The 26012-nt window shown below is 72.1% G+C and carries 23 protein-coding genes; 17 read left to right on the forward strand and 6 right to left on the reverse strand.

The features are described 5' to 3' along the window. Nucleotides 1–324 precede the first annotated feature (324 nt). Nucleotides 325–1341: a LacI family DNA-binding transcriptional regulator gene (locus tag ACWGR4_RS35405; RefSeq protein WP_380010158.1), complete on the forward strand. Its 1017-nt coding sequence runs from the start codon at nucleotides 325–327 to the stop codon at nucleotides 1339–1341. A gap of 111 nt (nucleotides 1342–1452) precedes the next feature. On the opposite strand, the gene bldD is transcribed toward ACWGR4_RS35405, so the two are convergent. After that, on the reverse strand, nucleotides 1453–1956 hold the full coding sequence (gene bldD, locus ACWGR4_RS35410) for a transcriptional regulator BldD (protein ID WP_126643439.1): 504 nt from the start codon (nucleotides 1954–1956) through the stop codon (nucleotides 1453–1455). 386 nt (nucleotides 1957–2342) lie between these two features. Here bldD and pyrR point away from each other — a divergent pair, with 386 nt between their 5' ends. The 13 genes from pyrR to ACWGR4_RS35475 all read left to right on the forward strand — a co-directional run bounded on the left by pyrR (nucleotide 2343) and on the right by ACWGR4_RS35475 (nucleotide 16515). Then, nucleotides 2343–2978 carry a bifunctional pyr operon transcriptional regulator/uracil phosphoribosyltransferase PyrR gene (pyrR, locus tag ACWGR4_RS35415; protein ID WP_452129847.1) on the forward strand — a complete coding sequence of 212 codons (636 nt, stop codon included), beginning with the start codon at nucleotides 2343–2345 and terminating at the stop codon, nucleotides 2976–2978. Nucleotides 2979–2981: 3 nt separating this feature from the next. Then, nucleotides 2982–4016 carry an aspartate carbamoyltransferase catalytic subunit gene (locus ACWGR4_RS35420; RefSeq protein WP_380010152.1) on the forward strand — a complete coding sequence of 345 codons (1035 nt, stop codon included), beginning with the start codon at nucleotides 2982–2984 and terminating at the stop codon, nucleotides 4014–4016. Further along, nucleotides 4013–5299: a dihydroorotase gene (locus ACWGR4_RS35425; protein ID WP_452129846.1), complete on the forward strand. Its 1287-nt coding sequence runs from the start codon at nucleotides 4013–4015 to the stop codon at nucleotides 5297–5299. The genes ACWGR4_RS35420 and ACWGR4_RS35425 overlap by 4 nt, the downstream gene beginning before the upstream one ends. Then, nucleotides 5296–5919, forward strand: a complete 624-nt coding sequence (locus ACWGR4_RS35430) for a PH-like domain-containing protein (protein ID WP_380010146.1) — start codon at nucleotides 5296–5298, stop codon at nucleotides 5917–5919. Before ACWGR4_RS35425 ends, ACWGR4_RS35430 begins: the two co-directional genes overlap by 4 nt. Nucleotides 5920–5924: 5 nt before the next feature. Next, nucleotides 5925–7058 carry a glutamine-hydrolyzing carbamoyl-phosphate synthase small subunit gene (carA, locus tag ACWGR4_RS35435; RefSeq protein ID WP_452129861.1) on the forward strand — a complete coding sequence of 378 codons (1134 nt, stop codon included), beginning with the start codon at nucleotides 5925–5927 and terminating at the stop codon, nucleotides 7056–7058. Next, nucleotides 7051–10362 (forward strand): carbamoyl-phosphate synthase large subunit, encoded by a 3312-nt coding sequence (carB, locus tag ACWGR4_RS35440; RefSeq protein WP_452129845.1) that lies wholly within the window; start codon nucleotides 7051–7053, stop codon nucleotides 10360–10362. Before carA ends, carB begins: the two co-directional genes overlap by 8 nt. An 8-nt stretch (nucleotides 10363–10370) precedes the next feature. Further along, nucleotides 10371–11222, forward strand: coding sequence for a dihydroorotate dehydrogenase electron transfer subunit (locus tag ACWGR4_RS35445; RefSeq protein ID WP_452129844.1), 852 nt, complete (start codon nucleotides 10371–10373; stop codon nucleotides 11220–11222). Then, a complete protein-coding gene (locus ACWGR4_RS35450; RefSeq protein ID WP_380010137.1) occupies nucleotides 11222–12259 on the forward strand; it encodes a dihydroorotate dehydrogenase in 1038 nt (345 codons plus the stop codon). Before ACWGR4_RS35445 ends, ACWGR4_RS35450 begins: the two co-directional genes overlap by 1 nt. Nucleotides 12260–12407: 148 nt before the next feature. Next, nucleotides 12408–13103 (forward strand): orotidine-5'-phosphate decarboxylase, encoded by a 696-nt coding sequence (gene pyrF / locus ACWGR4_RS35455; RefSeq protein WP_452129843.1) that lies wholly within the window; start codon nucleotides 12408–12410, stop codon nucleotides 13101–13103. 986 nt (nucleotides 13104–14089) lie between these two features. Next, on the forward strand, nucleotides 14090–14413 hold the full coding sequence (gene mihF / locus ACWGR4_RS35460; protein ID WP_026218483.1) for an integration host factor, actinobacterial type: 324 nt from the start codon (nucleotides 14090–14092) through the stop codon (nucleotides 14411–14413). Nucleotides 14414–14441: 28 nt separating this feature from the next. Beyond that, entirely contained in the window at nucleotides 14442–14999 is a 558-nt protein-coding gene (gene gmk, locus ACWGR4_RS35465; protein ID WP_380010407.1) for a guanylate kinase, read from the forward strand. A gap of 91 nt (nucleotides 15000–15090) precedes the next feature. After that, entirely contained in the window at nucleotides 15091–15354 is a 264-nt protein-coding gene (gene rpoZ, locus ACWGR4_RS35470) for a DNA-directed RNA polymerase subunit omega (RefSeq protein ID WP_020551792.1), read from the forward strand. Between the two features lie 102 nt (nucleotides 15355–15456). Beyond that, on the forward strand, nucleotides 15457–16515 hold the full coding sequence (locus tag ACWGR4_RS35475; RefSeq protein ID WP_452129842.1) for a TIGR03617 family F420-dependent LLM class oxidoreductase: 1059 nt from the start codon (nucleotides 15457–15459) through the stop codon (nucleotides 16513–16515). A gap of 28 nt (nucleotides 16516–16543) precedes the next feature. Here ACWGR4_RS35475 and ACWGR4_RS35480 read toward each other — a convergent pair whose 3' ends face one another. After that, the gene (locus ACWGR4_RS35480) at nucleotides 16544–19996 is read right to left on the reverse strand and encodes an SCO7613 C-terminal domain-containing membrane protein (RefSeq protein WP_452129841.1); all 3453 of its coding nucleotides are present in this window, start codon (nucleotides 19994–19996) and stop codon (nucleotides 16544–16546) included. 207 nt (nucleotides 19997–20203) lie between these two features. Between ACWGR4_RS35480 and coaBC the strand changes: the two genes are divergently transcribed. Together coaBC and metK are read left to right on the forward strand one after the other, a co-directional pair. Then, a complete protein-coding gene (coaBC, locus tag ACWGR4_RS35485) occupies nucleotides 20204–21412 on the forward strand; it encodes a bifunctional phosphopantothenoylcysteine decarboxylase/phosphopantothenate--cysteine ligase CoaBC (RefSeq protein ID WP_452129840.1) in 1209 nt (402 codons plus the stop codon). Between the two features lie 236 nt (nucleotides 21413–21648). Continuing rightward, on the forward strand, nucleotides 21649–22842 hold the full coding sequence (gene metK, locus ACWGR4_RS35490; protein ID WP_380010122.1) for a methionine adenosyltransferase: 1194 nt from the start codon (nucleotides 21649–21651) through the stop codon (nucleotides 22840–22842). A 247-nt stretch (nucleotides 22843–23089) separates the two neighbouring features. Here metK and ACWGR4_RS35495 read toward each other — a convergent pair whose 3' ends face one another. The 4 genes from ACWGR4_RS35495 to ACWGR4_RS35510 form a co-directional block, all read right to left on the reverse strand. Then, entirely contained in the window at nucleotides 23090–23320 is a 231-nt protein-coding gene (locus tag ACWGR4_RS35495) for a hypothetical protein (RefSeq protein ID WP_452133205.1), read from the reverse strand. 75 nt (nucleotides 23321–23395) lie between these two features. Beyond that, a complete protein-coding gene (locus ACWGR4_RS35500) occupies nucleotides 23396–23923 on the reverse strand; it encodes a hypothetical protein (protein ID WP_380010116.1) in 528 nt (175 codons plus the stop codon). A gap of 134 nt (nucleotides 23924–24057) precedes the next feature. Next, nucleotides 24058–24720, reverse strand: a complete 663-nt coding sequence (locus ACWGR4_RS35505; protein ID WP_380010113.1) for a nitroreductase family protein — start codon at nucleotides 24718–24720, stop codon at nucleotides 24058–24060. A gap of 80 nt (nucleotides 24721–24800) precedes the next feature. Further along, complete coding sequence (locus tag ACWGR4_RS35510; RefSeq protein ID WP_452133206.1) at nucleotides 24801–25079, reverse strand: hypothetical protein; 279 nt, start codon at nucleotides 25077–25079, stop codon at nucleotides 24801–24803. A gap of 341 nt (nucleotides 25080–25420) precedes the next feature. Between ACWGR4_RS35510 and ACWGR4_RS35515 the strand changes: the two genes are divergently transcribed. After that, nucleotides 25421–25849, forward strand: coding sequence for a DUF5709 domain-containing protein (locus tag ACWGR4_RS35515; protein ID WP_452133207.1), 429 nt, complete (start codon nucleotides 25421–25423; stop codon nucleotides 25847–25849). The last annotated feature ends 163 nt before the right edge of the window (nucleotides 25850–26012 follow it).

A 26012-nucleotide genomic window follows, 5' to 3' on the forward strand; every position in this document is an offset into this window, starting at 1 on the left:
GTGACACGAATAAGCAGGGGAATGGGTCCACAACGTGAAATCAGCCCGACTAGATAACGATTTGATCGTTCAAGAGGTGAACGAAGTGCGCTGCGCAGCGAATCGTCACTGCGAGTGATCTTGTAACGACCGACACGCGTCAGTAGCGCATTCGAGCGATTACGGCCAAGGTTGTGCCGGCTAACCAAGCGGTAACGGATCGCGCGTCCCCGTGATCCGATGGTCATCGGTTGCGCGCGGGCCGGCCCCGCGCGCGGGTGCGGTAGGGGGTGTCGTCGAGATGACGAGCACGAAGTCGGTCACTTGCCGCCCGGGGGGTCGCGGATGAGCGTGCCGGAGGCGGGGGCCAAACCCCCCACCAGTTCGGACGTCGCCCGACTCGCCGGCGTGTCCAGGTCCACCGTGAGCTACGTGCTCAACTCGCCGCCCGGGGTCCGGGTCAGCGCGCAGACCCGCGAGCGGGTGATGCTTGCCGTGCGCGAACTGGGCTACGCGCCCAGCGCGCCCGCCCGGTCGCTGCGCTCGGGCAACAGCGACGTGGTGCTCTTCCCGCTGCCGCTGCAACCCATGGGGCAACTCCTCGAGGCGTTCATCGACGAACTCACCGAGGCGCTGAACCGGCACGAGTTGAGCCTGCTCATCCACGCCGACCGCACCTCGCGCGGCGCGGACGCGGCCCGCCAGTGGGCCGCGTTGCGCCCGCTCGCGGTGATGGCGGAATCGAATCGGCTCACCGGCGGCGCGGTCGACGTGCTCAAGCGGGCGGGGGTGCGGGCGATCTTCGCGTGGGGGCGCGAGGAACACCCGGACGTACCCACGGCGATCTTCGACAACCGCGACACCGGCCGCGTCGCGGTCCGCCACCTCATCGACCGCGGCCACCGCCGACTGGCCTGCCTGGTCCCGTCCGGGCCGTTGGCCTTCCTCGGCGAGGAGCGCTGGGCGGGTGCCCAGGCCGCCGCCGAGGACGCGGGCGTGTCGCTGCGCCGGGTGGACGTGGGCTACGTGCGCGAGGACGTGCTGGCGATCGTGCGCCAGTGGCAGCGCGAGAGCGAGCCGCCCACCGCGGTCTTCGCCGGCAACGACGACTTCGCCCTGATGATCATCTCGGCGTTGCGCGAGTGCGGCTGGTCGGTGCCCGAGGACATGGCCGTGGTCGGCGCCGACGACCTGCCGTTCTGCGATCTGGTCTGGCCCCGGCTGACCAGCGTCTCGATGCACACCCGGACGATGGGCTCCGGCGCCTCGGACGCGATCACCACGCTGATCCGGGGCCGCGACTACCGGCCCGGCGGGCGCATGGTCGTGCACCCGCGCGTGGTGGTCCGCGAATCCGGCTGAGGGCGGCGAGCGTACAAAAGGTGAAGGGTCCCGGAGCCGATCGGCTCCGGGACCCTTCGGGGTTCCCGCGAGGTTTTCCGCCCGGCGAAGTCACACTCCGCCGTCATGCGGTCACGCGTTGCTCTGGTGCTCCACGGCCCGACGTGCCTCCGGGTTGAGCACGCCCCACCCGATCAGCTGCTCGGTCAGCACGCTCGGGGACTGGTCGTAGATCACGGCCAGGGTGCGCAGGTCGTCCTGGCGGATCGACAGCACCTTGCCGTTGTAGTCGCCGCGCTGGCTCTGGATGGTGGCCGCGTAGCGCTGGAGCGGGCCGGCCTGGTCCGACGGGACCGTCTGCAGCCGCTCCAGGTCGAGGACCAGGCGCGGCGGCGGCTCGGCGGCGCCGTTCGGAGTGCCGCCGGGCAGCAGCTCCTGCACGGGGACGCCGTAGAAGTCGGCGAGCTCGGCCAGGCGCTGCACGGTTACCGCACGGTCGCCGCGTTCGTACGAACCGACGACGACGGCCTTCCAGCGGCCCTGGGACTTCTCCTCGACGCCGTGCAGGGACAGGCCCTGCTGGGTCCGGATCGCGCGGAGCTTCGCCCCGAGCTGCTTGGCGTAGTCGCTGGACATCTCGCTCCCAAAACAGGTGACTGACCGTGAAGGTCCACCGGTGGTTGGCCGAACCGATGGGGTGGCTACCTCCGGGCCGGCTTTCTGTACCTCGAACTCTCCCCGAAGCTGCGAGGTTCGGCACGTCGCGACTGTCGCGTTTGGCCCGGTGGTGACTCATTGTGAGGTTACGCAGAGTAATTTGCGTCCGTCAAGCCGAACGGCCTACAAAGCCGGATTCATGCAGGTGAGAGGCACCTTTACGCGAGCTTCCACGGCATATGCCCCGGCTCGATCCGCCGGTCCGGGCGGCCGAAAGACTGATGATGTTGGCTGATACTGTGAGGGACGTACCCCGGCGTCCTTTAAAGCCCGTCCTGTGAGACGGGGAAGGAGGTCTGTTTCCCATGACAGCACCCCGCAACACCCCTGGCGGCACGTCGGCCGCCCGTCCGAAGGACCTCGACCCGGCCACCGCCCGTGCGGTCCTGGATCCCTCCGACATCAACCGGGCACTGACCCGCATCGCCCACGAGATCGTCGAACGCGCCAAGGGCGCCGACGACGTGGTGCTCCTGGGCATCCCGACCCGCGGCGTGGCCCTGGCCCGCCGGCTCGGCGAACGACTCGCCTCCATCGAGGACGGCACCAAGGTCCCCGTCGGCGCACTCGACATCACCATGTACCGCGACGACCTGCGCCTGGGCCCGGCCCGCGCGCTAGAGCGCACCGAGATCCCCGCCGAGGGCATCGACGGCAAGCTCGTGGTCCTGGTCGACGACGTGCTCTACTCCGGCCGCACCATCCGCGCCGCGCTCGACGCGCTCAACGACATCGGCCGCCCGCGCGCGGTGCAACTGGCCGTCCTGGTCGACCGCGGCCACCGCGAACTCCCGATCCGCGCCGACTACGTGGGCAAGAACCTGCCCACCTCACAGCGCGAGACCGTCAAGGTCCACCTCGCCGAGTACGACGGCCGCGACGCGGTCCTGCTCGGCACCCGCGCGGCCGACCCCGCCGCCCACACCGACGCGGAGAAGTAGCCAGTGAAGCGCCACCTGATCTCGGCCGCGGACCTCACCCGCGACGACGCCATCCTGATCCTCGACACCGCCGAAGAACTCGCGCACATCGCCGAGCGGCCGATCAAGAAGCTGCCGACGCTGCGCGGCCGCACCGTGGTCAACCTGTTCTTCGAGGACTCCACCCGCACCCGGATCTCCTTCGAGGCCGCCGCCAAGCGCCTGTCCGCCGACGTGATCAACTTCTCCGCCAAGGGCTCCTCGGTCTCCAAGGGCGAATCGCTCAAGGACACCGCGCTGACCCTGCAGGCGATGGGCGCCGACGCGGTCGTCATCCGCCACCACGCCTCCGGCGCGCCGCACCGCCTGGCCGGCTCCGGCTGGCTGCGCGGCTCGGTGGTCAACGCCGGCGACGGCACCCACGAGCACCCCACCCAGGCCCTGCTCGACGCGTTCACCATGCGCCGCAGGCTGGCCGGCGGCCGGGGCGACCTCGAAGGCCGCCGGATCACCCTCGTGGGCGACGTCCTGCACAGCCGCGTGGCCCGCTCCAACGTGCTCCTGCTGGCCACCCTCGGCGCCGAGGTCACCCTCGTCGCGCCGCCCACACTGCTCCCGATCGGCGTGGAGACCTGGCCCTGCACGGTGTCCTACGACCTGGACGCGCCGCTGCCCAAGTCCGACGCGGTGATGATGCTGCGCGTGCAGCGCGAGCGGATGAACGCCGCGTTCTTCCCCACCGAGCGCGAATACTCCCGCCGCTACGGCCTGGACCTGCGCCGCATGGCGATGCTCCCCGAGCACGCCATCGTGATGCACCCCGGCCCGATGAACCGCGGCATGGAGATCGCCGCCGAGGTCGCCGACTCGACCCGCTCGACCATCGTCGAGCAGGTCACCAACGGCGTCAGCGTGCGCATGGCGGTCCTGTACCTGCTCCTGGGCGGCAACGAACCCGCCCAGAGCACCCCCAGCAGCGTCACCGCAAGCACCCCCAGCACCCCCGGCGCCGCGAGCGCGTCGAACGGCGGCACCGGCACCGAGGAGATCGCGCAGTGAGCACCTACCTGATCAAGGACGCCAAGGTCCTCGGCGGCGACGCGCAGGACGTGCTCATCCGCGACGGCCTGATCGCCGGGATCGGCGCAGGCCTCACCGCCGAGGATGCCACCGTCGTCGAGGCCGCCGGGCAGATCCTCCTGCCGGGCCTGGTCGACCTGCACACCCACCTGCGCGAGCCCGGCCGCGAGGATGCCGAGACGGTGGCCACCGGCGCGAACGCCGCGGCCCTGGGCGGCTTCACAGCGGTGCACGCAATGGCCAACACCGACCCCGTCGCGGACACCGCCGGCACCGTCGAGCAGGTCTGGCGGCTGGGCCAGGAGAGCGGCCGGTGCGACGTGCACCCGGTCGGCGCGGTCACCGTCGGCCTGGAGGGCAAGCGCCTGGCCGAACTCGGCGCGATGGCCGACTCCGCCGCCCGCGTGCGGGTGTTCTCCGACGACGGCAAGTGCGTCGACGACGCGGTCATCATGCGCCGCGCCCTGGAGTACGTGAAGGCGTTCGACGGCGTGGTCGCCCAGCACGCGCAGGAGCCCCGGCTGACCGAGGGCGCCCAGATGAACGAGGGCACCGTCTCCGGCGAACTGGGCCTGCGCGGCTGGCCCGCCGTCGCCGAGGAGTCGATCATCGCCCGCGACGTGCTGCTCACCGCGCACGTCGGCTCGCGCCTGCACGTGTGCCACGTCTCCACCGCCGGCTCCGTGGAGATCCTGCGCTGGGCCAAGTCCAAGGGCTGGAACGTCACCGCCGAGGTCACCCCCCACCACCTGCTGCTCACCGACGAACTCGTGCGCAGCTACGACCCGGTCTACAAGGTCAACCCGCCGCTGCGCACCGCCGCCGACGTCACCGCGCTGCGCGAGGCCCTCGCCGACGGCACGATCGATGCGGTCGCCACCGACCACGCCCCGCACCCCAGCGAGGACAAGGACTGCGAGTGGGCGGTCGCCGCGATGGGCATGCTCGGCCTGGAGACGGCGCTGTCGATCGTGCAGGAGACCATGGTCGACACCGGCCTGCTCGACTGGGCGGGCGTGGCCGACCGCATGTCCACCCGCCCCGCCGACATCGGCCGGCTCGACGGACACGGTCGCCCGATCGCCGTCGGCGAGCCCGCCAACCTGGTGCTGGTCGACCCGGGCGCACGGCGTACGGTCGAACCGTCCGAACTCGCCTCGCGCAGCCGTAACACCCCCTATGCCGGCCTGGTCCTGCCCGGCAAGGTGGTCGCCACGTTCCTGCGCGGCGTACCCACGGTGATCGACGGGAAGCTCGCGTGACCTCAGGCAACGCCCACCACGACCTGCTGCTGCTCGCCGCCGACCGCAAGTCGGCGGAGGTGACCGACTGGGGCGGTCGCATCCTTTGGATCGGCATTTGCCTCGTCTTCGTCCTCGGCATCTACCTGCTGATGTGGCGCGCCTGGAAGAAGCGCGGTCAACGCCAGGCCGCGCTGCCCGAACTGCACACCGCGCCCGAGTCCGGCGCCGCGCCGCTGCTGCCGCCGCTGGTCGGCCGCTACTTCGGCAGCACCACGGCCGGCGACTGGCTGGACCGGGTCGTCGCACACGGCCTGGGCACCCGCAGCCCGGTCGAGCTGACCCTGCGCGCCGACGGCCTGGTGGTCGAGCGACCCGCCGCGACCGACTTCTTCGTCCCCGCCGCCGCGCTCACCGGTGTGCGGCACGAGAAGGGCATCGCCGGGAAGGTGCTGCCCGAGGGCGGTCTGCTGGTGATCACCTGGACGCACGGCGACACCACGCTCGACTCCGGCTTTCGCGGCGACCACCCCGACGACCACGACGCGTGGATCGAGACCATCACCCGGCTGATCGCCGGGGATCCGCCGGCGACCGCCGGCACGGCTGTAATGAACCACCAGGAAGGATCGGTCACGTGACCGCAATGACCGGACGGGCCACGACGCCTGCGGTGCTCGTCCTCGAGGACGGACGCACATTCCGCGGCAGCGCCTACGGCGCGGTGGGGGAGACGTTCGGCGAGGCGGTGTTCTCCACCGGCATGTCGGGCTACCAGGAGACCCTGACCGACCCCTCGTACCACCGCCAGGTCGTGGTGATGACCGCCCCGCACGTCGGCAACACCGGCGTCAACGACGAGGACCCCGAGTCGTCGCGCATCTGGGTCTCCGGCTACGTCGTCCGCGACCCCGCCCGGGTGCCCTCCAACCACCGCTCGCGCCGCTCGCTCGACGACGAACTGACGCGCTACGGCGTGGTCGGCATCAGCGGTGTCGACACCCGCGCGCTGACCCGGCACCTGCGCGAACGCGGCGCGATGCGGGTCGGCATCTTCTCCGGCGACGCCGCGCACGCCGACGAGGCCGCACTCCTCGAGCGGGTGCGCACCAGCCCCGAGATGGCCGGCGCCGACCTCGCCGAACAGGTCAGCACCGACGCCGCCTACGTGGTCCCCGCGATCGGCGCCAAGCGCTTCACCGTCGCCGCGCTCGACCTGGGCATCAAGGGCATGACCCCGCACCGGATGGCCGAGCGCGGCATCGAGGTGCACGTGCTGCCCGCGACCGCGACGCTGGAGGAGGTCAACGCCGTCGCCCCCGACGGGGTGTTCTTCTCCAACGGCCCCGGCGACCCGGCCACCGCCACCCACCAGATCGAGCTGCTGCGCGCGGTCCTGGACCAGGGCACCCCGTTCTTCGGGATCTGCTTCGGCAACCAGCTGCTCGGGCGCGCGCTCGGCTTCGGCACCTACAAGCTCAAGTACGGCCACCGCGGCATCAACCAGCCCGTGCAGGACCGCACGACCGGCAAGGTCGAGGTCACCGCGCACAACCACGGCTTCGCCGTGGACGCGCCGCTGGACACCGTCTCGGACACCCCGTACGGGCGCGCCGAGGTCAGCCACGTGTGCCTCAACGACGACGTGGTCGAGGGCCTGCGGCTGCTCGACCGGCCCGCGTTCAGCGTGCAGTACCACCCGGAGGCCGCGGCCGGACCGCACGACTCCGCCTACCTGTTCGACCGTTTCGTCACGCTGATGGAGACCAAGAGTGCCTAAGCGCAACGACCTGAAGTCCGTCCTGGTCGTCGGCTCGGGCCCGATCGTCATCGGCCAGGCCGCCGAGTTCGACTACTCCGGCACCCAGGCGTGCCGCATCCTCAAGGCCGAGGGCCTGCGGGTGATCCTGGTCAACTCCAACCCGGCCACGATCATGACCGACCCGGAGATCGCCGACGCGACCTACGTCGAGCCGATCACCCCCGAGTTCGTCGAGAAGATCATCGCCAAGGAGCGCCCCGACGCGCTGCTGCCCACCCTCGGCGGGCAGACCGCGCTCAACATCGCGGTCTCGCTCAGCGAGAACGGCGTGCTGGAGAAGTACAACGTCGAACTGATCGGCGCCAACCTCGACTCGATCCAAAAGGGCGAGGACCGCGACCTGTTCAAGGGCGTGGTCGAGCGGGTGCGGGAGAAGATCGGACACGGCGAGTCGGCCCGCTCGGTGATCTGCCACTCGATGGAGGACGTACTCGCGGGCGTGGACACCCTCGGCGGCTACCCCGTCGTGGTGCGCCCCTCCTTCACCATGGGCGGCGCCGGCTCCGGCTTCGCGCACGACGAGGACGACCTGCGCCGGATCGCCGGCCAGGGCCTGACCCTGTCGCCGACCACCGAGGTGCTCCTGGAGGAGTCCATCCTCGGCTGGAAGGAATACGAGCTGGAGCTGATGCGCGACAAGCACGACAACGTCGTGGTCGTCTGCTCCATCGAGAACTTCGACCCGATGGGCGTGCACACCGGCGACTCGATCACCGTGGCGCCGGCGATGACGCTCACCGACCGCGAGTACCAGAACCTGCGCGACATCGGCATCGCGGTCATCCGCGAGGTCGGCGTGGACACCGGCGGCTGCAACATCCAGTTCGCGGTCAACCCGGACGACGGCCGGGTGATCGTCATCGAGATGAACCCGCGCGTCTCCCGCTCCTCGGCGCTGGCCTCCAAGGCGACCGGCTTCCCGATCGCCAAGATCGCCGCCCGCCTCGCCATCGGCTACACGCTCGACGAGATCCCCAACGACATCACCAAGGAGACCCCGGCCAGCTTCGAGCCCACGCTCGACTACGTCGTGGTCAAGGTCCCGCGCTTCGCCTTCGAGAAGTTCCCGGCCGCCGACGACCGCCTGACCACGACCATGAAGTCGGTCGGCGAGGCGATGGCGATCGGCCGCAACTTCACCGAGGCGCTGAACAAGGCGCTGCGCTCGCTGGAGAAGAAGGGCTCGCAGTTCGACTTCGTCTCCGAGGTCGGCGCCAAGGACGAGCTGCTGGTCGCCGCCGAGAAGCCCACCGACGGCCGGATCAACGTGGTCATGGACGCCATCCGGGCCGGCGCCACGCCCGAGGAGCTGTTCGAAGCGACCCGGATCGACCCGTGGTTCCTGGACCAGATGTACCTGATCCACGAGATCGCCGGCGAGGTCCGCGACGCGGCGGAGCTCACCCCCGAGGTGCTGCGCCTGGCCAAGCGGCACGGCCTGTCCGACGGGCAGATCGCGGCGATCCGCGGGATGCGCGAGGAGGTCGTGCGCGAGGTGCGCCAGGCACTCGGCGTGCGGCCGGTGTACAAGACCGTGGACACCTGCGCCGCCGAGTTCGCCGCCCGCACCCCGTACCACTACTCGTCCTACGACGAGGAGACGGAGGTCGCGCCGCGCACCAAGCCGGCCGTGATCATCCTGGGCTCCGGGCCCAACCGCATCGGGCAGGGCATCGAGTTCGACTACTCGTGCGTGCACGCCGCGTTCGCGCTGCACGACGCGGGCTACGAGACCGTGATGGTCAACTGCAACCCGGAGACCGTCTCCACCGACTACGACACCTCCGACCGGCTCTACTTCGAGCCGCTCACCCTGGAGGACGTGCTGGAGATCGTGTACGCCGAGACCCAGGCCGGACCGGTCGCGGGCGTGCTCGTCCAGCTCGGCGGGCAGACCCCGCTGGGCCTGGCGCAAAAGCTCAAGGACGCGGGCGTGCCGATCGTGGGCACCTCGCCCGAGGCGATCCACCTCGCCGAGGAGCGCGGCGCGTTCGGCCGGGTGCTGGCCGAGGCCGGACTGCTCGCGCCCAAGCACGGCACCGCGTTCTCCTTCGGCGAGGCCAGCGCCATCGCCGCCGAGATCGGCTACCCGGTGCTGGTGCGCCCCTCGTACGTGCTCGGCGGGCGCGGCATGGAGATCGTCTACGACGAACCCTCCCTGGCGACCTACCTGGAGCAGAACGCCGGCCTGGTCAGCGAGCACCCGGTCCTGGTCGACCGTTTCCTCGACGACGCCATCGAGATCGACGTGGACGCGCTCTACGACGGCGAGGACCTGTACCTCGGCGGCGTGATGGAGCACATCGAGGAGGCCGGCATCCACTCCGGCGACTCGGCCTGCGCGCTGCCGCCGATCACGCTGGGCGCGCACGACATAAAGCGACTGCGCGCCGCCACCCTGGGCATCGCGCACGGCGTCGGGGTCCGCGGCCTGATCAACATCCAGTTCGCGCTCTCCGGCGACATCCTCTACGTCCTGGAGGCCAACCCGCGCGCCTCGCGGACCGTGCCGTTCGTGTCCAAGGCCACCGCCGTGCCGCTGGCCAAGGCCGCCGCGCGCGTCTCGCTCGGCGCCACGATCGCCGAACTGCGCGCCGAGGGCCTGCTCCCGGCCGAGGGCGACGGCGGCACACTGCCGATGGACGCGCCGATCGCGGTCAAGGAGGCGGTCCTGCCCTGGAACCGCTTCCGCGACACCAAGGGCCGCGGCGTGGACACCGTGCTCAGCCCCGAGATGCGCTCCACCGGCGAGGTGATGGGCATCGACGCGGTGTTCGGCACCGCCTACGCCAAGTCCCAGGCCGGCGCGTACGGTTCGCTGCCGCTCACGGGGCGCGCGTTCGTGTCCTTCGCCAACCGGGACAAGCGCTCGATGGTGTTCCCGGTCAAGGCCATGCACGACATGGGCTTCGAGATCCTGGCCACCGAGGGCACCGCCGAGGTGCTGCGCCGCAACGGCGTACCCGCCACCGTGGTGCGCAAGCACAGCGAGGGCCCGGGCCCGGCCGGCGAGCGGACCATCGTGCAGCTGATCCACGACGGCGACGTCGAGCTGATCGTCAACACCCCGTTCGGCACGGGCGGTCGACTCGACGGCTACGAGATCCGCACCGCCGCGGTCACCCGGGGCATCCCCAGCATCACCACGGTGCAGGGCTTCGCCGCGGCGGTCCAGGGCATCCAGTCGCTGATCGCGGGCGACATCGGGGTCCGCTCGCTCCAGGAGCACGCCGACCACATCACGTCCCACCGAAAGGGCTGACGACACCGATGGCACTTCCCCTGCAGGTGCAGGCGGAGATCGTCGGCCGCGAACCCGCGGGCGCGTACCACCGCCTGGTGCTGCGCGCCCCCGGGATCGCCGCCCGCGTCGAACCCGGTCACTTCGTCGCCGTGGCGATCGGCGGCGTGGACTCGGCGATGCTGCTGCGCCGCGCGTTCTCCATCCACCGCGCCGACCCGGCCGCCGAGACCATCGACGTGGTCTTCGCCGAGGCCGGGCGCGGCACCCGCGAGTTGGCCCGGCTTCGGGTGGGCGACAGCGTGAACGTGGTCGCGCCGCTGGGCACGCCGTTCCCGCTGCCGGCCGAGCCGGTCAGCGCGGTGATGGTGGCCGGCGGCTACGGCAGCGCGCCGATGTTCGCGCTCGCCGAGCGGATCGTCGCCGACGGCGGCTCGGTCGCCTTCGTGCTCGGCGCGGCGACGACGGAGCGGCTGTACGGCGTGGACCAGGCGCAGGCGATCACCGAGGACGTGGTGGTCACCACCGACGACGGCTCGGAGGGTGTGCGCGGCTTCGTCACCGGGCCGCTGCCCGAGGTGCTGACCGCGGTGGAGGCCGACGTCGTCTACGCGTGCGGGCCGATGGGCATGCTGCGCGCGGTCACCGAGGTGGCGAGCGCGCACGACGCGCGCGTGTTCACCGCGGTCGAGGAGTCGATGGCGTGCGGCGTCGGGGTATGCATGACGTGCGTGCTCCCGGTGGTCGGCGACGACGGCGTCAGCCGGTTCGTCCGCTCGTGTGTGGACGGCCCGTGCTTCGACGGCACCAAGGTGCGCTGGGACGACGCCGGCACGATTCCGGCGGACATCGAGGGCGCAGCGGCGATGGGAGCGCACTGATGACCGACGGCTACGGCGGTTTCGCCGACAATTTCGCCGACAACGAGGACGCGGGTGACTTCGACGACGCGCCGCCGTCCACGATCATGCTGCCGGGCGGCGGGATCGACCTGGCCACCCGGATCGGCTCCACGCTGCTGCCGAACCCGGTGACCACGGCTTCGGGCTGCGCCGGGTACGGCAAGGAGTTGGCCAAGTTCTTCGAGCCGGCCGCGATCGGCGCGGTGGTCACCAAGACGATCATGCCGTACCCGCGTTCGGGTCGGGCCACCCCGAGGATGGCCGAGACGCCGTCCGGGATGCTCAACTCGATCGGACTCCAGGGTCCCGGGATCGACGCCTTCGTCGAGCGCGACCTGCCGTGGCTGGCGGCGCGCGGCGGGCGCACGATCGTCTCCATCGCGGGCGGGCACGTGGACGACTTCGTGGCGCTGGCCGAGCGGCTCAAGGGCGCGCCCGGCGTGGTCGGCATCGAGGCCAACATCTCGTGTCCGAACGTGGCCAACCGCGGCCAGGTGTTCGCCTGCAACCCGGCCACGTCCTACGACGTGATCCGGGCGGTCCGCGACGTGGCGGACCCGCAGGTGCCGGTACTGGCCAAGCTCTCGCCGGACGTGACGTCGATCGTGGACATCGCCCGGGCGTGCGTCGAGGCGGGCGCCGACGGGCTGTCGATGATCAACACGCTGCTCGGCATGGCGATCGACCCGGACACGATGAAGCCGGTGCTCGCGGGCATCACCGGCGGGCTCTCCGGCCCGGCGGTGCGGCCGGTCGCGGTGCGCTGTGTCTACCAGGTGCACGCGGCGATGCTGGACGGGCAGATGGCGCAGGTGCCGATCGTGGGCATGGGCGGCATCCGCACCGGTTTGGACGCGCTGGAGTTCATCCTGGCCGGTGCGGCGGCCGTGTCGGTGGGCACGGTGATCTTCAACGATCCGTCCTCGCCGGTGCGGATCCTGGACGAGTTGCGGGCGGCGTTGATCGCCCGCGGTTTCGGATCGCTGGAGGCGGCGATCGGGTACGCGCACCGCTGAGCGCGAGATCTGGGCGGGGCGATGCCGGTACGGACGGGGTTCGTGCCGGCATCGCCGTGTCCGGGCCGGGGCGTGGTTCGTGTCCGGGCGCAGTGTGTCCGGGCCTGTGGGCGGACGAATTTTCGATGTCGAGGAGAGTGGGATTCCGATGAGCAACGTCGCACCCGTGGCGGTGGCCCTGGATGCCCCGGACCTGGACCGCGCGCTCGCGTGGGCCAAGGCCGCGGGCCCCTACGTGAGCACGGTCAAGGTCGGCCTCGAGGTCTTCCTGCGCGACGGCGCGGACGCGGTCTCGGGCGCCCGGGAGGCCAGCGGCGGCCGGGACGTGTTCCTGGACCTGAAGCTGCACGACATCCCGAACACGGTGGCGGGCGCGGTGCGTTCGGTTGCCCGGCTGGCGCCGACCTACCTGACGGTGCATGCGAGCGGCGGGACGGCGATGATCCGGGCCGCGGCGGACGCGGCGCCCGAGGTGAACATCGTCGCGGTGACCGTGCTGACCTCGATGGCCGAGGCCGACCTGGCCGCGGTCGGGCTGGCCGGTCCCTCGATCGAGGCGGCCCGGCGGCTGGCCGGGCTCGCGGTCGCGGCGGGCGCCCGGGCGATCGTGTGTTCGCCGCGCGAGGTGGCGGCGGTGCGGGCCGAGGTGGGGGCCGGCATCGTGCTGATCACGCCGGGCGTACGGCCGGTCGGGGCGGCGCTCGGCGACCAGAGTCGGGTGGCCACGCCGGAGCAGGCGTTGGCGGACGGCGCGGACCTGCTGGTGATCGGCCGGCCGATCACCGGCGCGGCGGACGTCGCCGAGGCGGCGCGCACGATCGCGACGGGCCTGGCCGCGCGATAGCGGCGTGGCGGGGCGGCGGAGGCCGCGGCGACCAGCCCCGTTCGTCCCGCTTGTCGCACTCGTCGCCCCCTATCGGCGCCCGGTGGACACGGCGCGAACGTGGGATGGCCCACGGATGCCACTGGGACGGCCGTGCGGAGCCCGCCCACCCCTCCGGGCCCCCGGGCCACCGAACCCGGCCACCGGGCCCCCGAGGGCCGCCCCGAACGGCTGCGGCGGCCGAGCACGCCCGCCTCGACGCGAAGCACCCCCGCGCCGCCCTGCGCCCGGCCGCGCCGCCGCGCGCCGGCCGCCCCGCCCGTGTCGATGTTCGCCGTCCGTGCTGCCCGCCGCCCGCGTCGGCGCCCGCCGTCCGCGCCGACCGGCTCTGTCTGCGCCGACCTGCTCCGCCTGCGCCGTTCCTGTTCGCGCCGATCCGTCCGCGCGGGCCCGCGTCGACATCCGCCGCCTGCGCCGGCCGTGCCGACCGGCTCCGTTTTCTCCCTTCGCGCGGCCCCGCTCCCGACCCCCGTCCATGCCGACCGGCCCCGTCCCCGTCGTCCTGCTCCCACCGCGCCCGCCGCGCCGTCCCGCTCGCGCGTCGGTCGCGTCGGTCCGCTTCCGCTGCGCCGACCGGCTCCGTGTGCGCCGATCGCGTTGACCCGCTTCGGGCCGACCGGCCGGACGGCTCGTCGGTTGCATGGGGTCGATGGTGGTGCCGTAGCGCAAGGGTGGCGGGAGGAGGTGTGAGGGTGTGGATGTGCTTCCCGGCGACCCCGGATTCGTTCGACGCTCCGTCAGGTTTGGGTTTTGGTGCAGGTAGCCGGGCTTTTCCCATCGATTCGGGCGACGCAGACCGATTCGCCGACTAGGCTCCCTCGTGAGCCGGCCCGGTGGAGTGTCGCGCGTTGCCGCGGACGCTCTGACCAGCTAGGTTCCACTGTTTGTTGGTGGCCGTCCGAGCCGGGCGGCCTTGAGGATCGCAACGAAGTCCGAGGTGACACGGCGTGGCTCTCCCACCCCTGACCCCCGAAGAACGCGCGGATGCGCTCGCCAAAGCCGCTGCGGCTCGGCGGGAGCGCGCCGAGGTGAAGAACCGGCTCAAGAACTCCGGTGCTTCGCTCAGCGACGTCATCAAGGAGGGCAAGGACAATCCGGTCGTGGGCAAGATGAAGGTCTCCGCCCTCCTGGAATCCCTCCCCGGCGTCGGCAAGGTGCGCGCCAAGCAGCTCATGGAGAAGCTGAACATTTCCGAGACCCGGCGCGTCCGCGGTCTCGGCACGAACCAGATCGCAGCACTCGAACGGGAATTCGGTGGCTCCGCGTCCTGACGCGGGCGCCGGCAACGATCCCCGTACCGTGCACGGCACCCGTCGACTCATCGTGCTCTCCGGCCCCTCCGGGGTCGGCAAGAGCACGGTGGTCGCCGACCTGCGCCGCCGTCACCCCGAGGTTTGGCTGTCTGTGTCCGCGACCACACGTAGACCCCGTCCCGGGGAAACCGACGGTGTGGAGTACCACTTCACCGACGGCGATCAGTTCGACAAACTGATCGCCTCGGATGAATTGCTCGAATGGGCCGAATTCGCCGGGAACCGTTATGGAACCCCGCGACAGCCCGTGCTCGAACGGCTTGACGCCGATGTTCCGACCCTGCTGGAAATCGACCTGCAGGGCGCCCGGCAGGTGCGGCAGGCGATGCCCGAGGCACGCCTGGTGTTCCTCGCCCCGCCCTCGTGGGACGAACTGGTCCGCCGTCTGGTGGGCCGGGGGACCGAATCCCCCGAGGTCATCGAGCGGCGCCTGGCCGCCGCGAAGGTCGAGCTGGCCGCGGAATCCGAATTCGACATGACGCTCGTCAACACGTCCGTCGAAGACGTCGTACGCGAACTGCTAGCCTTGATGAACGTATCTTGATCGTTCGGGCTGCCCGGCAGTAGTCGCCAGACGGCACCAGGCAGCCCGACTTTCACCCACAGCTTTCACAGCTTTTCGAAGGGCCCCTGCCTTGTCAGCTTCTTCCACCGCACCCGAGGGCATCATCAACCCGCCCATCGACGAGCTTCTGGAGGCGACCGACTCCAAGTACAGCCTCGTCATCTACGCGGCGAAGCGTGCTCGGCAGATCAACGCCTACTACTCGCAGCTCGGCGAGGGCCTGCTGGAATACGTGGGTCCGCTCGTCGACACGCACGTGCACGAGAAGCCGCTGTCGATCGCGCTTCGCGAGATCAACTCGGGCATGCTGACCGCCGAGCCCATCGAGGGCTGAGCGCGTCACGCGACGCATCGCCGAGGGCTCGACGGGAAACCGTCGGGCCCTCGGCGTATTTCGGCCCGCACACGCGGGTGAGCCGGAGGGTGGGGGAGCAGGGTGGACCGGATCGAGGGCGACACGCCGACGCCGCAACCGAACCCGCGCCGACTGGCGGTGGACACCCTCCTGGACGCGCCGTTGGCTCGCGCCGGCGATCGGGCCCGGGAATTGCGCGAGGCCGGCTTCGACGGAGTCTTCACCTTCGAGGGCCCCAACGACGTCTTCCTGCCCCTGGTGCCCGCCGCCGCGGCGGGCGTGGACATCATGACCAACATCGCGGTGGCCTTCCCGCGCAGCCCGACCCACCTCGCGCACACCGCGTACGACCTGCACCTGGCCTCGCACGGCCGCTTCCGGCTCGGCCTGGGCACCCAGATCAAGGCGCACATCGAACGCCGCTACGGCGCCAAGTGGTCGCGCCCGGCGGCCCGGATGGCCGAGACGCTGCGCGCGGTGCGGGCGGTGCTCACCTGCTGGCAGCGGGAGACGCCGCTGGACTTCCACGGCGAGTTCTTCGACCTGACCCTGATGCCGCCGACGCTGCGCCCCGGGCCGAACCCGTACGGGCTGCCGCCGCTGCTCGCGGGCGGGGTGGGTCGGCGCATGATCACCACGGTCGCCGAGCACGCCGACGGGCTGCTCGTGCACCCGCTCAACACCGACCTGTTCGTGCGCGGCCCGCTCACCGACGCGGTGAACGACGGCCTGGTGTTGTCGCAGCGCACCCGCGAGCGGTTCTCGGTGATGCTCGACGTGATCGTCGCCGCCGGGCGCACCGAGGAGGAGATGCGCGCCGCGATCAAGGGCGCGCGGGCCATGGTCGCGTTCTACGCGTCCACGCCCGCCTATCGCCCGGTGCTCGACGTCGAGGGATACGGGGCGCTCCAGGTCGAACTGCACGCGCTGATCCGGGCCGGCCGCTGGTCGGACATTCCGTACGCGGTCGACGACACGCTGCTGAGCCGGGTGGTGGCGATCGGCGAACCCAAGGACGTCGCGGCCGAACTGGCCTCGCGCGCCTACGGGGTCGCCGATCGACTGGGCTTCTATCTGCCGTACCGGGCGGACCCGGCGTGTGTGTCGGAGGTCCTGGACGAACTGCGCGCCCGGACCTGAGCCGGACAAGGCACTACTACGAGCCGGGCTACCGGAGCCGGCCCACCGCGCGGCGCAGCCGCTTGAGGTCGCGGACCCGGCGCTCGTAGCCGGCGCCGACCACGATCAGCAGCAGCCCCGCCGTGCCGAGGATCGCCCAGCGCGGCACCGCGTCGTACACCGGCGCCAGATGCGGCACCAGGTGCACCGGGCCGATGATGGCCGGCACTCCCGCGCCCAGGAACAGCGGCGCCCGGAGCCGGAATCGGGCGCCGACCAGGAGCGTGCCGATCGCGGCGATCCCGAGCAGGCTCGGCCGGATCGACTCGCCCTGCCCCACCGCGAGCGGCAACGACGGCAGCAGCAACACCGCCAGCGGAGCGCCGTAGGCCGCCCACGAGGTGGTGTCCGGGTTGGCCCGCCGCCGGCGCAGCCCCTCGACCAGCAGGGCGAGGCCGAGCGGCACGGTGTACGCCTCCGGGTGCGGCACGTCGAACAGGGCGAGCCGGACCCAGTAGGCGACGAACAGCAGCGGCACCGAGGCGACCCGGGCCGGCCCACGCAGCGGCCCGGCCGGCGTGGTCGACGCGGTGAGGCCGGCCCCGGCCAGGACGAGCCAGATCAGCTCGGGGGCCACGGACAGCGTCGCGGCGCCGGCGGCGCACACGGCCGCGGCGGCGGCGATCGGGACGGCCGGGCCGAGGCGGGGGAGCCGGGCGCCGGCGAGGTACAGGAGCATCGCCGTGCCGGCCGCGGCCAGGACGGTCGCGCCGTTCGACGCGTCGAGCCGGTACAGCGCGGCCGGCACCGTCGCGGTGAACAGCACGACGGCGGCGGGCGGCCAGACGGGCCGCAGCGCCGCGTGGCCGAACCGCGCGCCGCACAGCGCCGCCGCCGTCGCGACGGCCAACGCGATGGGCGAGGTCGGTGCGCCGGCCAACAGCGCGACCGTCAGGCTCGTGCCCGCCGCGGCCTCGACGGCGAGCACGATTGGGGACGGGCAGGCGAGGGGGCCGGCAAACGTGGCGGCGAGCGGGAACAGCAGGGCGGCGGCGAGCACGGCGGCGAGTGCGACGGCGGGTCGATCCGCGCCGAAGGCGGTGGCGCCGGCCGCGCTCGCGCCGACCCAGCACAGCGCGGCGACCGCGGCCCAGGCGGTTCGCGGCGCCGGCCGGTCGCGGAGCGCGCCGACCACGCACGCGGCCAGGCCCGCGGCGAGTGCGACGGCCAACGGGCCCGGGGCGCGGGCCGCGCCCAGGCTGCCGATGGTCCAGCCGACGCCGCCGACCAGGGTCAGCGTCCGGGTGGTCCGCGCGGTGGGCCGCAGCGCCACCGCGATCAGCGTGACCAGGGCGCCGAGCACGGCGGGGGCGAGTGCGATCAGCGCGGTCCGGGCGCCCGCGTGCCCGGTCGCCATCGCCACGTCGGACAGGGCGAGGGCGAGCGCGGCCCCGGCCGCGAGCGGACGGACGAGCCGGCGCATGGGCAGGCGCAGGACGAGGGCGGGACCGGAGCCGGAGCCGGGGGAGGGGCGGGTGCCGGAGGATGGGGCATATGGGACTGTTTGTGGTTCTTTGTAGAAATTGACGCCCACATGGGCTGGTTCATCCGAGTTGTTCGTTTCACTCGTCGGCGTGGAATCCGCCGGTGCCGGCGCCGCGTTCGGCTCGATCGCGCGGCGTCCCGGCGACAGGACGGCGACCAGAGTGAGGCCGGCGGCGCCCACGGCCCAGATCACGATCGACGTCTGCCAGTACGCCGTCGCCCACACGAGGGCGAGCCCGCCGTGGCCCAGGGCGAGCAGCGGCAACCACAGCCGCACCCGCCCCGCGCAGGCCCACCCGATCGCGGCCGCCGCGTGCCAGCCGAGCGCCGCCCACAGCGGCAGGTTCAGCGCCGGCGGCACGACCACCGACAGCGCCCCGACGGCGATCGCGCCGATCACGCGAGTCGTGGTCGCACCGGGCCGGCCGCGCAGGAGGGTCAGCGCGGTGAACCCGGTCAGCACCGCCAAAGGCAGCAGCGCGAGCGGCGCCGCGCCGAAGCTCCAGCCGGCGGTGCCGGACAGGAGCGCGTCCCGGGCGTGCGCATCGACCGGGTACAGGCTCCAGGGCCGGCCGAGCCAGGACATCGGGCCGAACACGGCCACCAGCGGCGCCGCGGCCACCCAGAACGCCGGCACCACGGTGAGCGGCACCAGCACCGCGAGCGGCCCGACCCGGAACTCGCGCGGCACCGCGAACAGCGGCGCCATCGCGACCAGGACCACCGCGAGCAGCGCCACGCCCACCCACGCGACCGGGGTGTCCGACTCGCCCGAATCGCGCTCCGGCAGCGACGCGAGCAGCAGCACGGCCGCCGCCAGCGCGCCCACCATCGCGCTCCCCGACGCCAGATGCCGTACCACCGGCGCCTCGCGCAGCGTGTACGCGATCCCGCCGGCGAGCGCGGCCAGCGCCAGCATCGTGCCCGCCGGTGCCCCGCCGGCGCCCTCGCCCAGGGTCAGCCCGACCGCGGCCAGCCAGTAGCACAGCACCCCGACCTCGGCCACGATCCGCAACCCGCGCGCGGCGTCGGAGTAGGTCCGGCGCAGCAGCGCGACATCGACCGCGGCCTGCGCCCCGAGCCCGATCGCGAGCGGCAGCAGCGACCCGCGCTCCACCCCGAACCAGGCGATCACCAGCGGCAGTGGCCCCTGCAACAGCAGCGCGGCGGAGATCCGCAACGCCCGCAGCGGCGCGATCAGCGAGCCGAGAGCTGCCGCGCCGCCGACCGCGAGCAGGGTGCCGGCCGACACGAGCAGCGCGTCCCCGCTGCGCAGACCCGCGAGGTCGGCGGTCCACGCCGCGTACCCGTCGAGCAGGCCCATCGCCACGGTCAGCGCGGCCATCGCCTCGGCGGTGGCGGGCAGTTCGCGCTGCTCGGCGAGCCCGGTACCGGCCGCGGCCAGGACCAGCGCCAGCCCCATCACCAGCGCGCGACCCGCCGTCCCGGTGTGGTTCCAGGTGACCGCCACGAACACCAGCGCGGCCAGCACCACGAGCAGCACACCCGAGCCCAGCACGATCCGGGCGACCCGACGACGCCCGACCTCGGCACTCTCCCGGATCCGGCCGATGGGCGTGGGAGCCGGCGCCGGCGCGACGGCGGGCGATGCGGGCCCCGATGCGGGCCCCGATGCGGGCGCCGGTGCGGGCGCCGGGGTGTGCTGGGCCGGGAGCGCCGGGTCCGGGGCGACGGCCGTCGGCGCGCCCGCCGGTGTCGACCACGCCGGCGCCGGCGTGTACCGCGTCCGCCGCGCCTCCGCCCGCATCCGGGTCAGCAGGTCCTCGCGTTGGCGCAGGAGCCGTGCGGCCGACACGCTGATCTGCCACAGTTGATCGGCGGCCGGTCCGGTGAGCAGGATCGCGCACTGCCGGCAGCGCTCGGTGCGCGGCTCGTCCAGGTGCACCACACAGCCGGGACACCGTGTCGGGTCGTCCAGGACCTGTTCGTTCAGCATCGACGTCGTCTCCCCCGATGGGTTCGTGGCCACCGATGCTGGCAGCGCATTCCCGCCGGGACATCCGCTCTCGTACTCGGATCCCGCCCGGCATCGCGGCCGCAACACCGGTCCGCGCGAGGCGAGATCGGGCCGTCCCGGGCCGTGACGTAGGCTCGCCGTGCCGGTCGCACCCGGGCCGGTCGCGTCGGAGGAGCAGGAGCAGCGATGAGTAGCGGACCCCGACCCCGCGTCGTCCTCGGCGTCGCCGGCGGCATCGCCGCGTACAAGGCGTGCGAACTCCTGCGCCGGTTGACCGAGTCGGGCCACGAGGTCCGGGTCGTACCGACCGAGTCCGCGCTGCACTTCGTCGGCGCGGCCACCTGGTCGGCGCTGTCCGGGCAACCGGTGGCCACCGGGGTCTGGGACGCGGTGCACGAGGTCCCGCACGTACGCATCGGCCAGAGCGCCGACGTCGTCGTGGTCGCGCCCGCCACCGCCGACCTGCTCGCCAAGGCCGCCCACGGGCTGGCCGACGACCTGCTCACCAACACGCTGCTCACCGCGCGATGTCCGGTGGTGTTCGCGCCTGCGATGCACACCGAGATGTGGGAGCACCCGGCCACCGTCGACAACGTCGCGACGCTGCGCCGGCGCGGGGCGATCGTGATCGAGCCCGCGGTGGGCCGATTGACCGGCAAGGACACCGGCAAGGGCCGACTGCCCGACCCGGAGCAGATCTTCCAGGTGGTCCGGCGCGCCCTGGCCCGCGGCGTCATCGCGCCCGACCTGGTCGGTCGGCACGTGGTGGTCAGCGCCGGCGGCACCCGCGAGCCGCTGGACCCGGTCCGTTTCCTCGGCAACCGCTCGTCCGGCAAGCAGGGGTACGCGCTGGCCCGCACCGCGATCGCCCGCGGCGCGCGGGTCACCCTGATCGAGGCCAACACCGGCCTGCCGGATCCGGCAGGCGCCGACGTGGTGCACGTGGGCACCGCCGTGGATCTGCGCGAGGCCGTGACCAAGGCGGCCGAGAACGCCGACTGCGTGGTGATGGCCGCGGCGGTCGCCGACTTCCGCCCGGCGAACCGGGTGGGCGGCAAGATCAAGAAGACCGACGCGGAGCCGGAGCCGATCGCGCTGGTGAAGAATCCCGACATCCTCGCCGAAATCTCCCGGGACCGGGCCCGTGCCGGCCAGGTGGTGGTCGGCTTCGCCGCGGAGACCGACGACGTACTCGCCAACGGGCGCGCCAAGCTCGCGCGCAAGGGTTGCGACCTGCTCGTGGTCAACCGGGTCGGCGAGGAATTGACGTTCGGCACGGATGTCAACGAGGCGGTGATCCTGGCCGCCGACGGCACCGAGACACCCGTTCCGCACGGCCCGAAGGAGGATTTGGCGGAGGTCGTCTGGGATCTCGTCGTGTCCCGTTTCGGCTAGTTCGCCGGTCGATCCCTACGCTTGATGGCTGCAATTTGACACAAAGTGAGCAACGCCACGCCCATGTTCTCGGGGGGCACCCCGCCCGCTTGCGGGTCTCGGGGGGATAAACTCGGCTCCAGCATTTCGGTGGACCCGTCCGTTCCTTCCCGTCCGTGCCCTTCCGGTGGCGGACTCGTCGGGATGGTCGGGCCCACTTGTCAGAGCCAGCAGCCGCTGCAACCCCAGGGAGCGATGTGTCCCGCCGCCTGTTCACCTCTGAGTCCGTGACCGAAGGTCACCCGGACAAGATCGCCGACCAGATCAGCGATTCCATCCTGGACGCTCTCCTCAAGGAAGACCCCAAGAGTCGGGTCGCCGTCGAGACGCTGATCACCACCGGTCAGGTGCATGTGGCCGGAGAGGTCACCACCCAGGGCTACGCCGACATCCCCACGATCGTGCGCGAGCGCGTTCTGGAGATCGGCTACGACAGCTCGAAGAAGGGCTTCGACGGCGCCTCCTGTGGTGTCTCGGTGTCCATCGGCGCGCAGTCGGCCGACATCGCCCAGGGCGTCGACACGGCCTACGAGAACCGGGTCGACGGCGACGAGGACGAGCTGGACCGCCAGGGCGCGGGCGACCAGGGTCTGATGTTCGGCTACGCGTGCGACGACACGCCCGAGCTGATGCCGCTGCCGATCACGCTCGCCCACCGGCTGTCCAAGCGCCTGGCCGAGGTGCGCAAGAACGGGACCATCCCCTACCTGCGCCCCGACGGCAAGACCCAGGTCACCATCGAGTACGAGGGCGACCGGCCGATCCGCCTGGACACGGTCGTGGTCTCCTCGCAGCACGCGGCCGACATCGACCTGGACTCGCTGCTGGCGCCGGACATCCGCGAATACGTGGTCGAGCCGGAGCTGACCGGCCTGGGCATCGAGACCGAGGGCTACCGGCTCCTGGTCAACCCGACGGGCCGGTTCGAGATCGGCGGCCCGATGGGTGACGCGGGGCTGACCGGCCGCAAGATCATCATCGACACCTACGGCGGCATGGCCCGTCACGGTGGCGGCGCGTTCTCCGGCAAGGACCCGTCGAAGGTGGACCGCTCCGCCGCGTACGCGATGCGCTGGGTGGCCAAGAACGTGGTGGCCGCCGGGCTGGCGCGCCGCTGCGAGGTGCAGGTCGCGTACGCGATCGGCAAGGCGGCGCCGGTCGGCCTGTTCGTGGAGACCTTCGGCACCGAGGCGGTGCCGGTGGAGACCATCCAGGCCGCCGTCGGGACGGTGTTCGACCTGCGCCCGGCCGCGATCATCCGCGACCTGGACCTGCTCCGCCCGATCTACGCCCAGACCGCGGCCTACGGCCACTTCGGCCGCGACCTCCCGGACTTCACCTGGGAGCGCACCGACCGCGTGGACGCGCTCAAGGCCGCCGCGGGCCTCTGAGCCCGGGGATTTCTCGCACGTCGCCGGCCGCGACACCGACCCTTTCGGGGGTCGGCGTCGCGGCCGGCGGCGTTTGTGGGGTCGGGGACGAGAGGGCCGCGGCGAGCCGGTCGGTGCCTGCGAGTTCGCCGAGCAGTCGGCCCGGGCGCCGTGTCGACGGGCGAGCAGGGCGGGGGCCACACGACCAGGCCAGGGCCAGGGCGGCTTGGCCGCGTCCTCGGGCGGCGGCCAGGGGCGCGCCGGTGGGTCAGGCGGCCTGGGCGGCGCGGCGCAGGCGCGTCATCAGGTGGGTGCGGTCGGCGTTGGTGATCATCGCCGGATGGGCGTGCAGGGCCGCGACCGCGTCGTGGGCCGTGGCCCACAGGCGGGCCAGCTCGTGTTCGGACACCTGCCCCGTGGATCGGGCGATCGCCTCGTAAGCGGCGTCACGCGCGCGTTGCAGTTCGATCAGGTCCGCCGGGATGGGCTGTTCGGCCATGGGCAAGAGCTTACGAGAGTCCGCGTAAACACAGGGTTAGCTCCGGATTGCGACGGACCCCACGGAAGATCGTCCTCAGATGGCCTCGTGCTCCCGGCCGGCGGATTGTTGCGGATGGCGCGGTATGCGGAACTCGGTCACCGGCGGCATGCAGAAGATGGTCAGGTCGCATGCGACGCCGACCGCCTGCGTGGGGGTGTGGCCCAGGTGCAGTGCGGCCCGGGCGTACTCCCACCCCGAGCCGATCGCGCCGTAGTCGTAGTAGAAGACGTCGAAGTCGCCGCCAGTCTCGAACAGCTTGCCGTCGAAGGCGAACATGAACTCCGACTTGGGCTCGAAGCTGGACAGCTTGCGCTTGCCCCACTCGACGAACTCGGCGTAGAACTCCAGGACGTCGCGCTCCTCGGCGGACGACGGGGTGTGCGTGTCCAGGAACAGGCGCATCAGATTGATGTCGCGCAACAGTCCGGCACCGCCGAAGATCAGGTTCTCGCCGATCTTGTACAGCTTGGTGCCCTCGGTCTTGGCCTGGCCCCAGGTCACCTGGGAGTCGGCGGCCACGACGATCGATTCGTCGATGATCTTCCCCGCGACGACACTCATCAACGCCCCCGTTCGTACGGCTGATCCGGACCCGAACGTGCCGGTTCAGGATCGCAGAGGGGCGGCCCTCGGCGCAGGTGTTCGGGCCGCGCCGAGGGCTCCCGGGGACGGTTCGGACCGGACCGCGCCTGCGGTCAGAGGCGGACCAGGACCTGGTCCAGCGGCTTGCGGTGGATGTCGGGGACGCGGGCATCCTCGGCCGGGTAGCCGACCGGGATGACCACCGCGGCGCGCTCCTCCGGAGGGCGGTCGCACACCTCGTTGAGGAAGCGCATCGGGCTCGGCGTATGGGTCAGCGTGGCCAGCCCGGCCTGGTGCAGCGAGGCGAGCAGCAGGCCGACGGCAATGCCGACCGATTCCTTCGTGTAGTACGGGCGCGGCGAGTCGGGTCCCTTGTGCACCTCGAACACCACGATCACCGCCGGCGCGTCCTCCAGGAACGGCTTGTGCCAGTCGGTGCCGATCGGGGCGAGCGCGGCCAACCACTCCTCGGACGCGCGATGTGCGTAGAACTCGCGCTCCTCCTGCTCGGCGGCCTCGCGCAGCCGCCGCTTGCGCTCGGGATCGGTGAGTACGACGAAGCGCCAGGGCTGGACGTTCGCGCCGCTGGGCGCGGTGCCGGCGGTACGGATCGCCCATTCGACCACGTTGTCCGGGATCGGTTGGGACGAGAAGTCGCGGACGGTTCGACGCTCGGCCATCACGTCGTGGAAGGCACGGCTGCGGGCTTCCGCCTCGTGAGCGGGGACGCCTCGGTGCCGGTGCGGAACCGTGGGGTATGTGGGTTCATCGACCATGGCGCACAGCACAGCACGGCACGGGGGTGCGGTGGAAGGTCCCGTCTCGGATCGTCTCGGGTTCGGGTGGTCCGGCCCGGTCAGTTCGATCCGCGGTCGCTCAGCGAGACGGTCGGCGCGGCGGCGACGGTGCGGGTGACGCGGAACTGCCGGCCGGTGCTCGCGACGGTCACCACGGAGCCCGCCCAGGCCTCGGTCACCCGTCGGGACAGGTCGGCCTCGGTGATGCCCGCGTGCAGCAGGTCGGCACGCAGCGCTCGCGCCGCCGACTCCCGGGTCCCGGTGTGCAGGGTCCGCCAATCGTCGCGGTTCGTCTCGCGCGTCTGCGCCTCGTGCATCCCGTTCGTTGCCTCGTGCATCGTGTCCGCTCCCTCCCCGGCCGTGCAGGACCGGGCCTTCCGTCCCTGACCCCTTGGACCACCCTGCGCCGGCGGTCAAAGATCGTCCAAATCCGTCAGGAAAAATCAGCCTCAGGCATGAGACGGGTGAAGCCGCCTACTTCGTTGGAACGAGCGCCCGGGTGGGCCGTGAGCCATGGATTCGCGGCCCGTCTCCAACCGGCCGGACGGGTGTGGGTTGGGTCGGCACGCCGGACCGCTCCGAATGAACCGGCGGGCGCTGGGCACCGTACTCGGATCGCCGGGGACAGGGTTGTGTCCCGGGCACGCGGGCACGAGCACATCAGGGAAGGTGGCAGGCCATGAGCGACGACACGTGGGACCCGGTCGAGGATTCCCCGGACACTCCCGGCGACGACGGCGTCCTCGGCCCCGAGGACACACTGTCCACCGACGACCTGTCGTACGACCCGCTCGACACCGGAATCGTGCCGCCCGACCGCTGGTCGGCGGCGGAGCGGTACGGCAATACCCCGGAGGAGTCCCGACGCGGAGAATCGCTCGACCAGCTGCTGGCCGAAGAGGAGCCGGACATCGCCGACGACGACGCGGTGTCGGACGAGTGGGAGGGCGGCCCCGATCCCAGGGCGGGCCGGCTGGTCGCGACGGACGAGGGCGCGCACGAGGACACCGAGTCGGAGGCGATCGCCCGCGATGTCGGCATCGACGGCGGCGCGGCCGGGGCCGAGGAGGCGGCGATGCACGTCATCCCGGAGGAAGAGGTCCCGTAGGCCGCCGGTGGGCGGCTGCGCGCGGAGTCCGGGGTCGGTGGGCCAAGGGCGGGCGGGACCCCTGGGGCCGATGGTGTGGCTGCGTGCGGATGGTGCGGGTGTGGTGGGCCCAGGGTGGATGCGCCTGGTGTGGGCGCGGGCCCGGATGCGCGTGCCGGTGTGC

The organism is Embleya sp. NPDC055664, from assembly GCF_053618075.1.

Coding starts and splice junctions, on each gene's coding strand:
- ACWGR4_RS35405 (WP_380010158.1), top strand. CDS start 325: ATGAGCGTGCCGGAGGCGGGGGCCAAACCCCCCACCAGTTCGGACGTC.
- bldD (WP_126643439.1), bottom strand. CDS start 1,956: ATGTCCAGCGACTACGCCAAGCAGCTCGGGGCGAAGCTCCGCGCGATC.
- pyrR (WP_452129847.1), top strand. CDS start 2,343: ATGACAGCACCCCGCAACACCCCTGGCGGCACGTCGGCCGCCCGTCCG.
- carA (WP_452129861.1), top strand. CDS start 5,925: ATGACCGGACGGGCCACGACGCCTGCGGTGCTCGTCCTCGAGGACGGA.
- ACWGR4_RS35445 (WP_452129844.1), top strand. CDS start 10,371: ATGGCACTTCCCCTGCAGGTGCAGGCGGAGATCGTCGGCCGCGAACCC.
- ACWGR4_RS35450 (WP_380010137.1), top strand. CDS start 11,222: ATGACCGACGGCTACGGCGGTTTCGCCGACAATTTCGCCGACAACGAG.
- pyrF (WP_452129843.1), top strand. CDS start 12,408: ATGAGCAACGTCGCACCCGTGGCGGTGGCCCTGGATGCCCCGGACCTG.
- ACWGR4_RS35480 (WP_452129841.1), bottom strand. CDS start 19,996: ATGCTGAACGAACAGGTCCTGGACGACCCGACACGGTGTCCCGGCTGT.
- coaBC (WP_452129840.1), top strand. CDS start 20,204: ATGAGTAGCGGACCCCGACCCCGCGTCGTCCTCGGCGTCGCCGGCGGC.
- ACWGR4_RS35495 (WP_452133205.1), bottom strand. CDS start 23,320: ATGGCCGAACAGCCCATCCCGGCGGACCTGATCGAACTGCAACGCGCG.
- ACWGR4_RS35500 (WP_380010116.1), bottom strand. CDS start 23,923: ATGAGTGTCGTCGCGGGGAAGATCATCGACGAATCGATCGTCGTGGCC.
- ACWGR4_RS35505 (WP_380010113.1), bottom strand. CDS start 24,720: ATGGTCGATGAACCCACATACCCCACGGTTCCGCACCGGCACCGAGGC.
- ACWGR4_RS35510 (WP_452133206.1), bottom strand. CDS start 25,079: ATGCACGAGGCAACGAACGGGATGCACGAGGCGCAGACGCGCGAGACG.
- ACWGR4_RS35515 (WP_452133207.1), top strand. CDS start 25,421: ATGAGCGACGACACGTGGGACCCGGTCGAGGATTCCCCGGACACTCCC.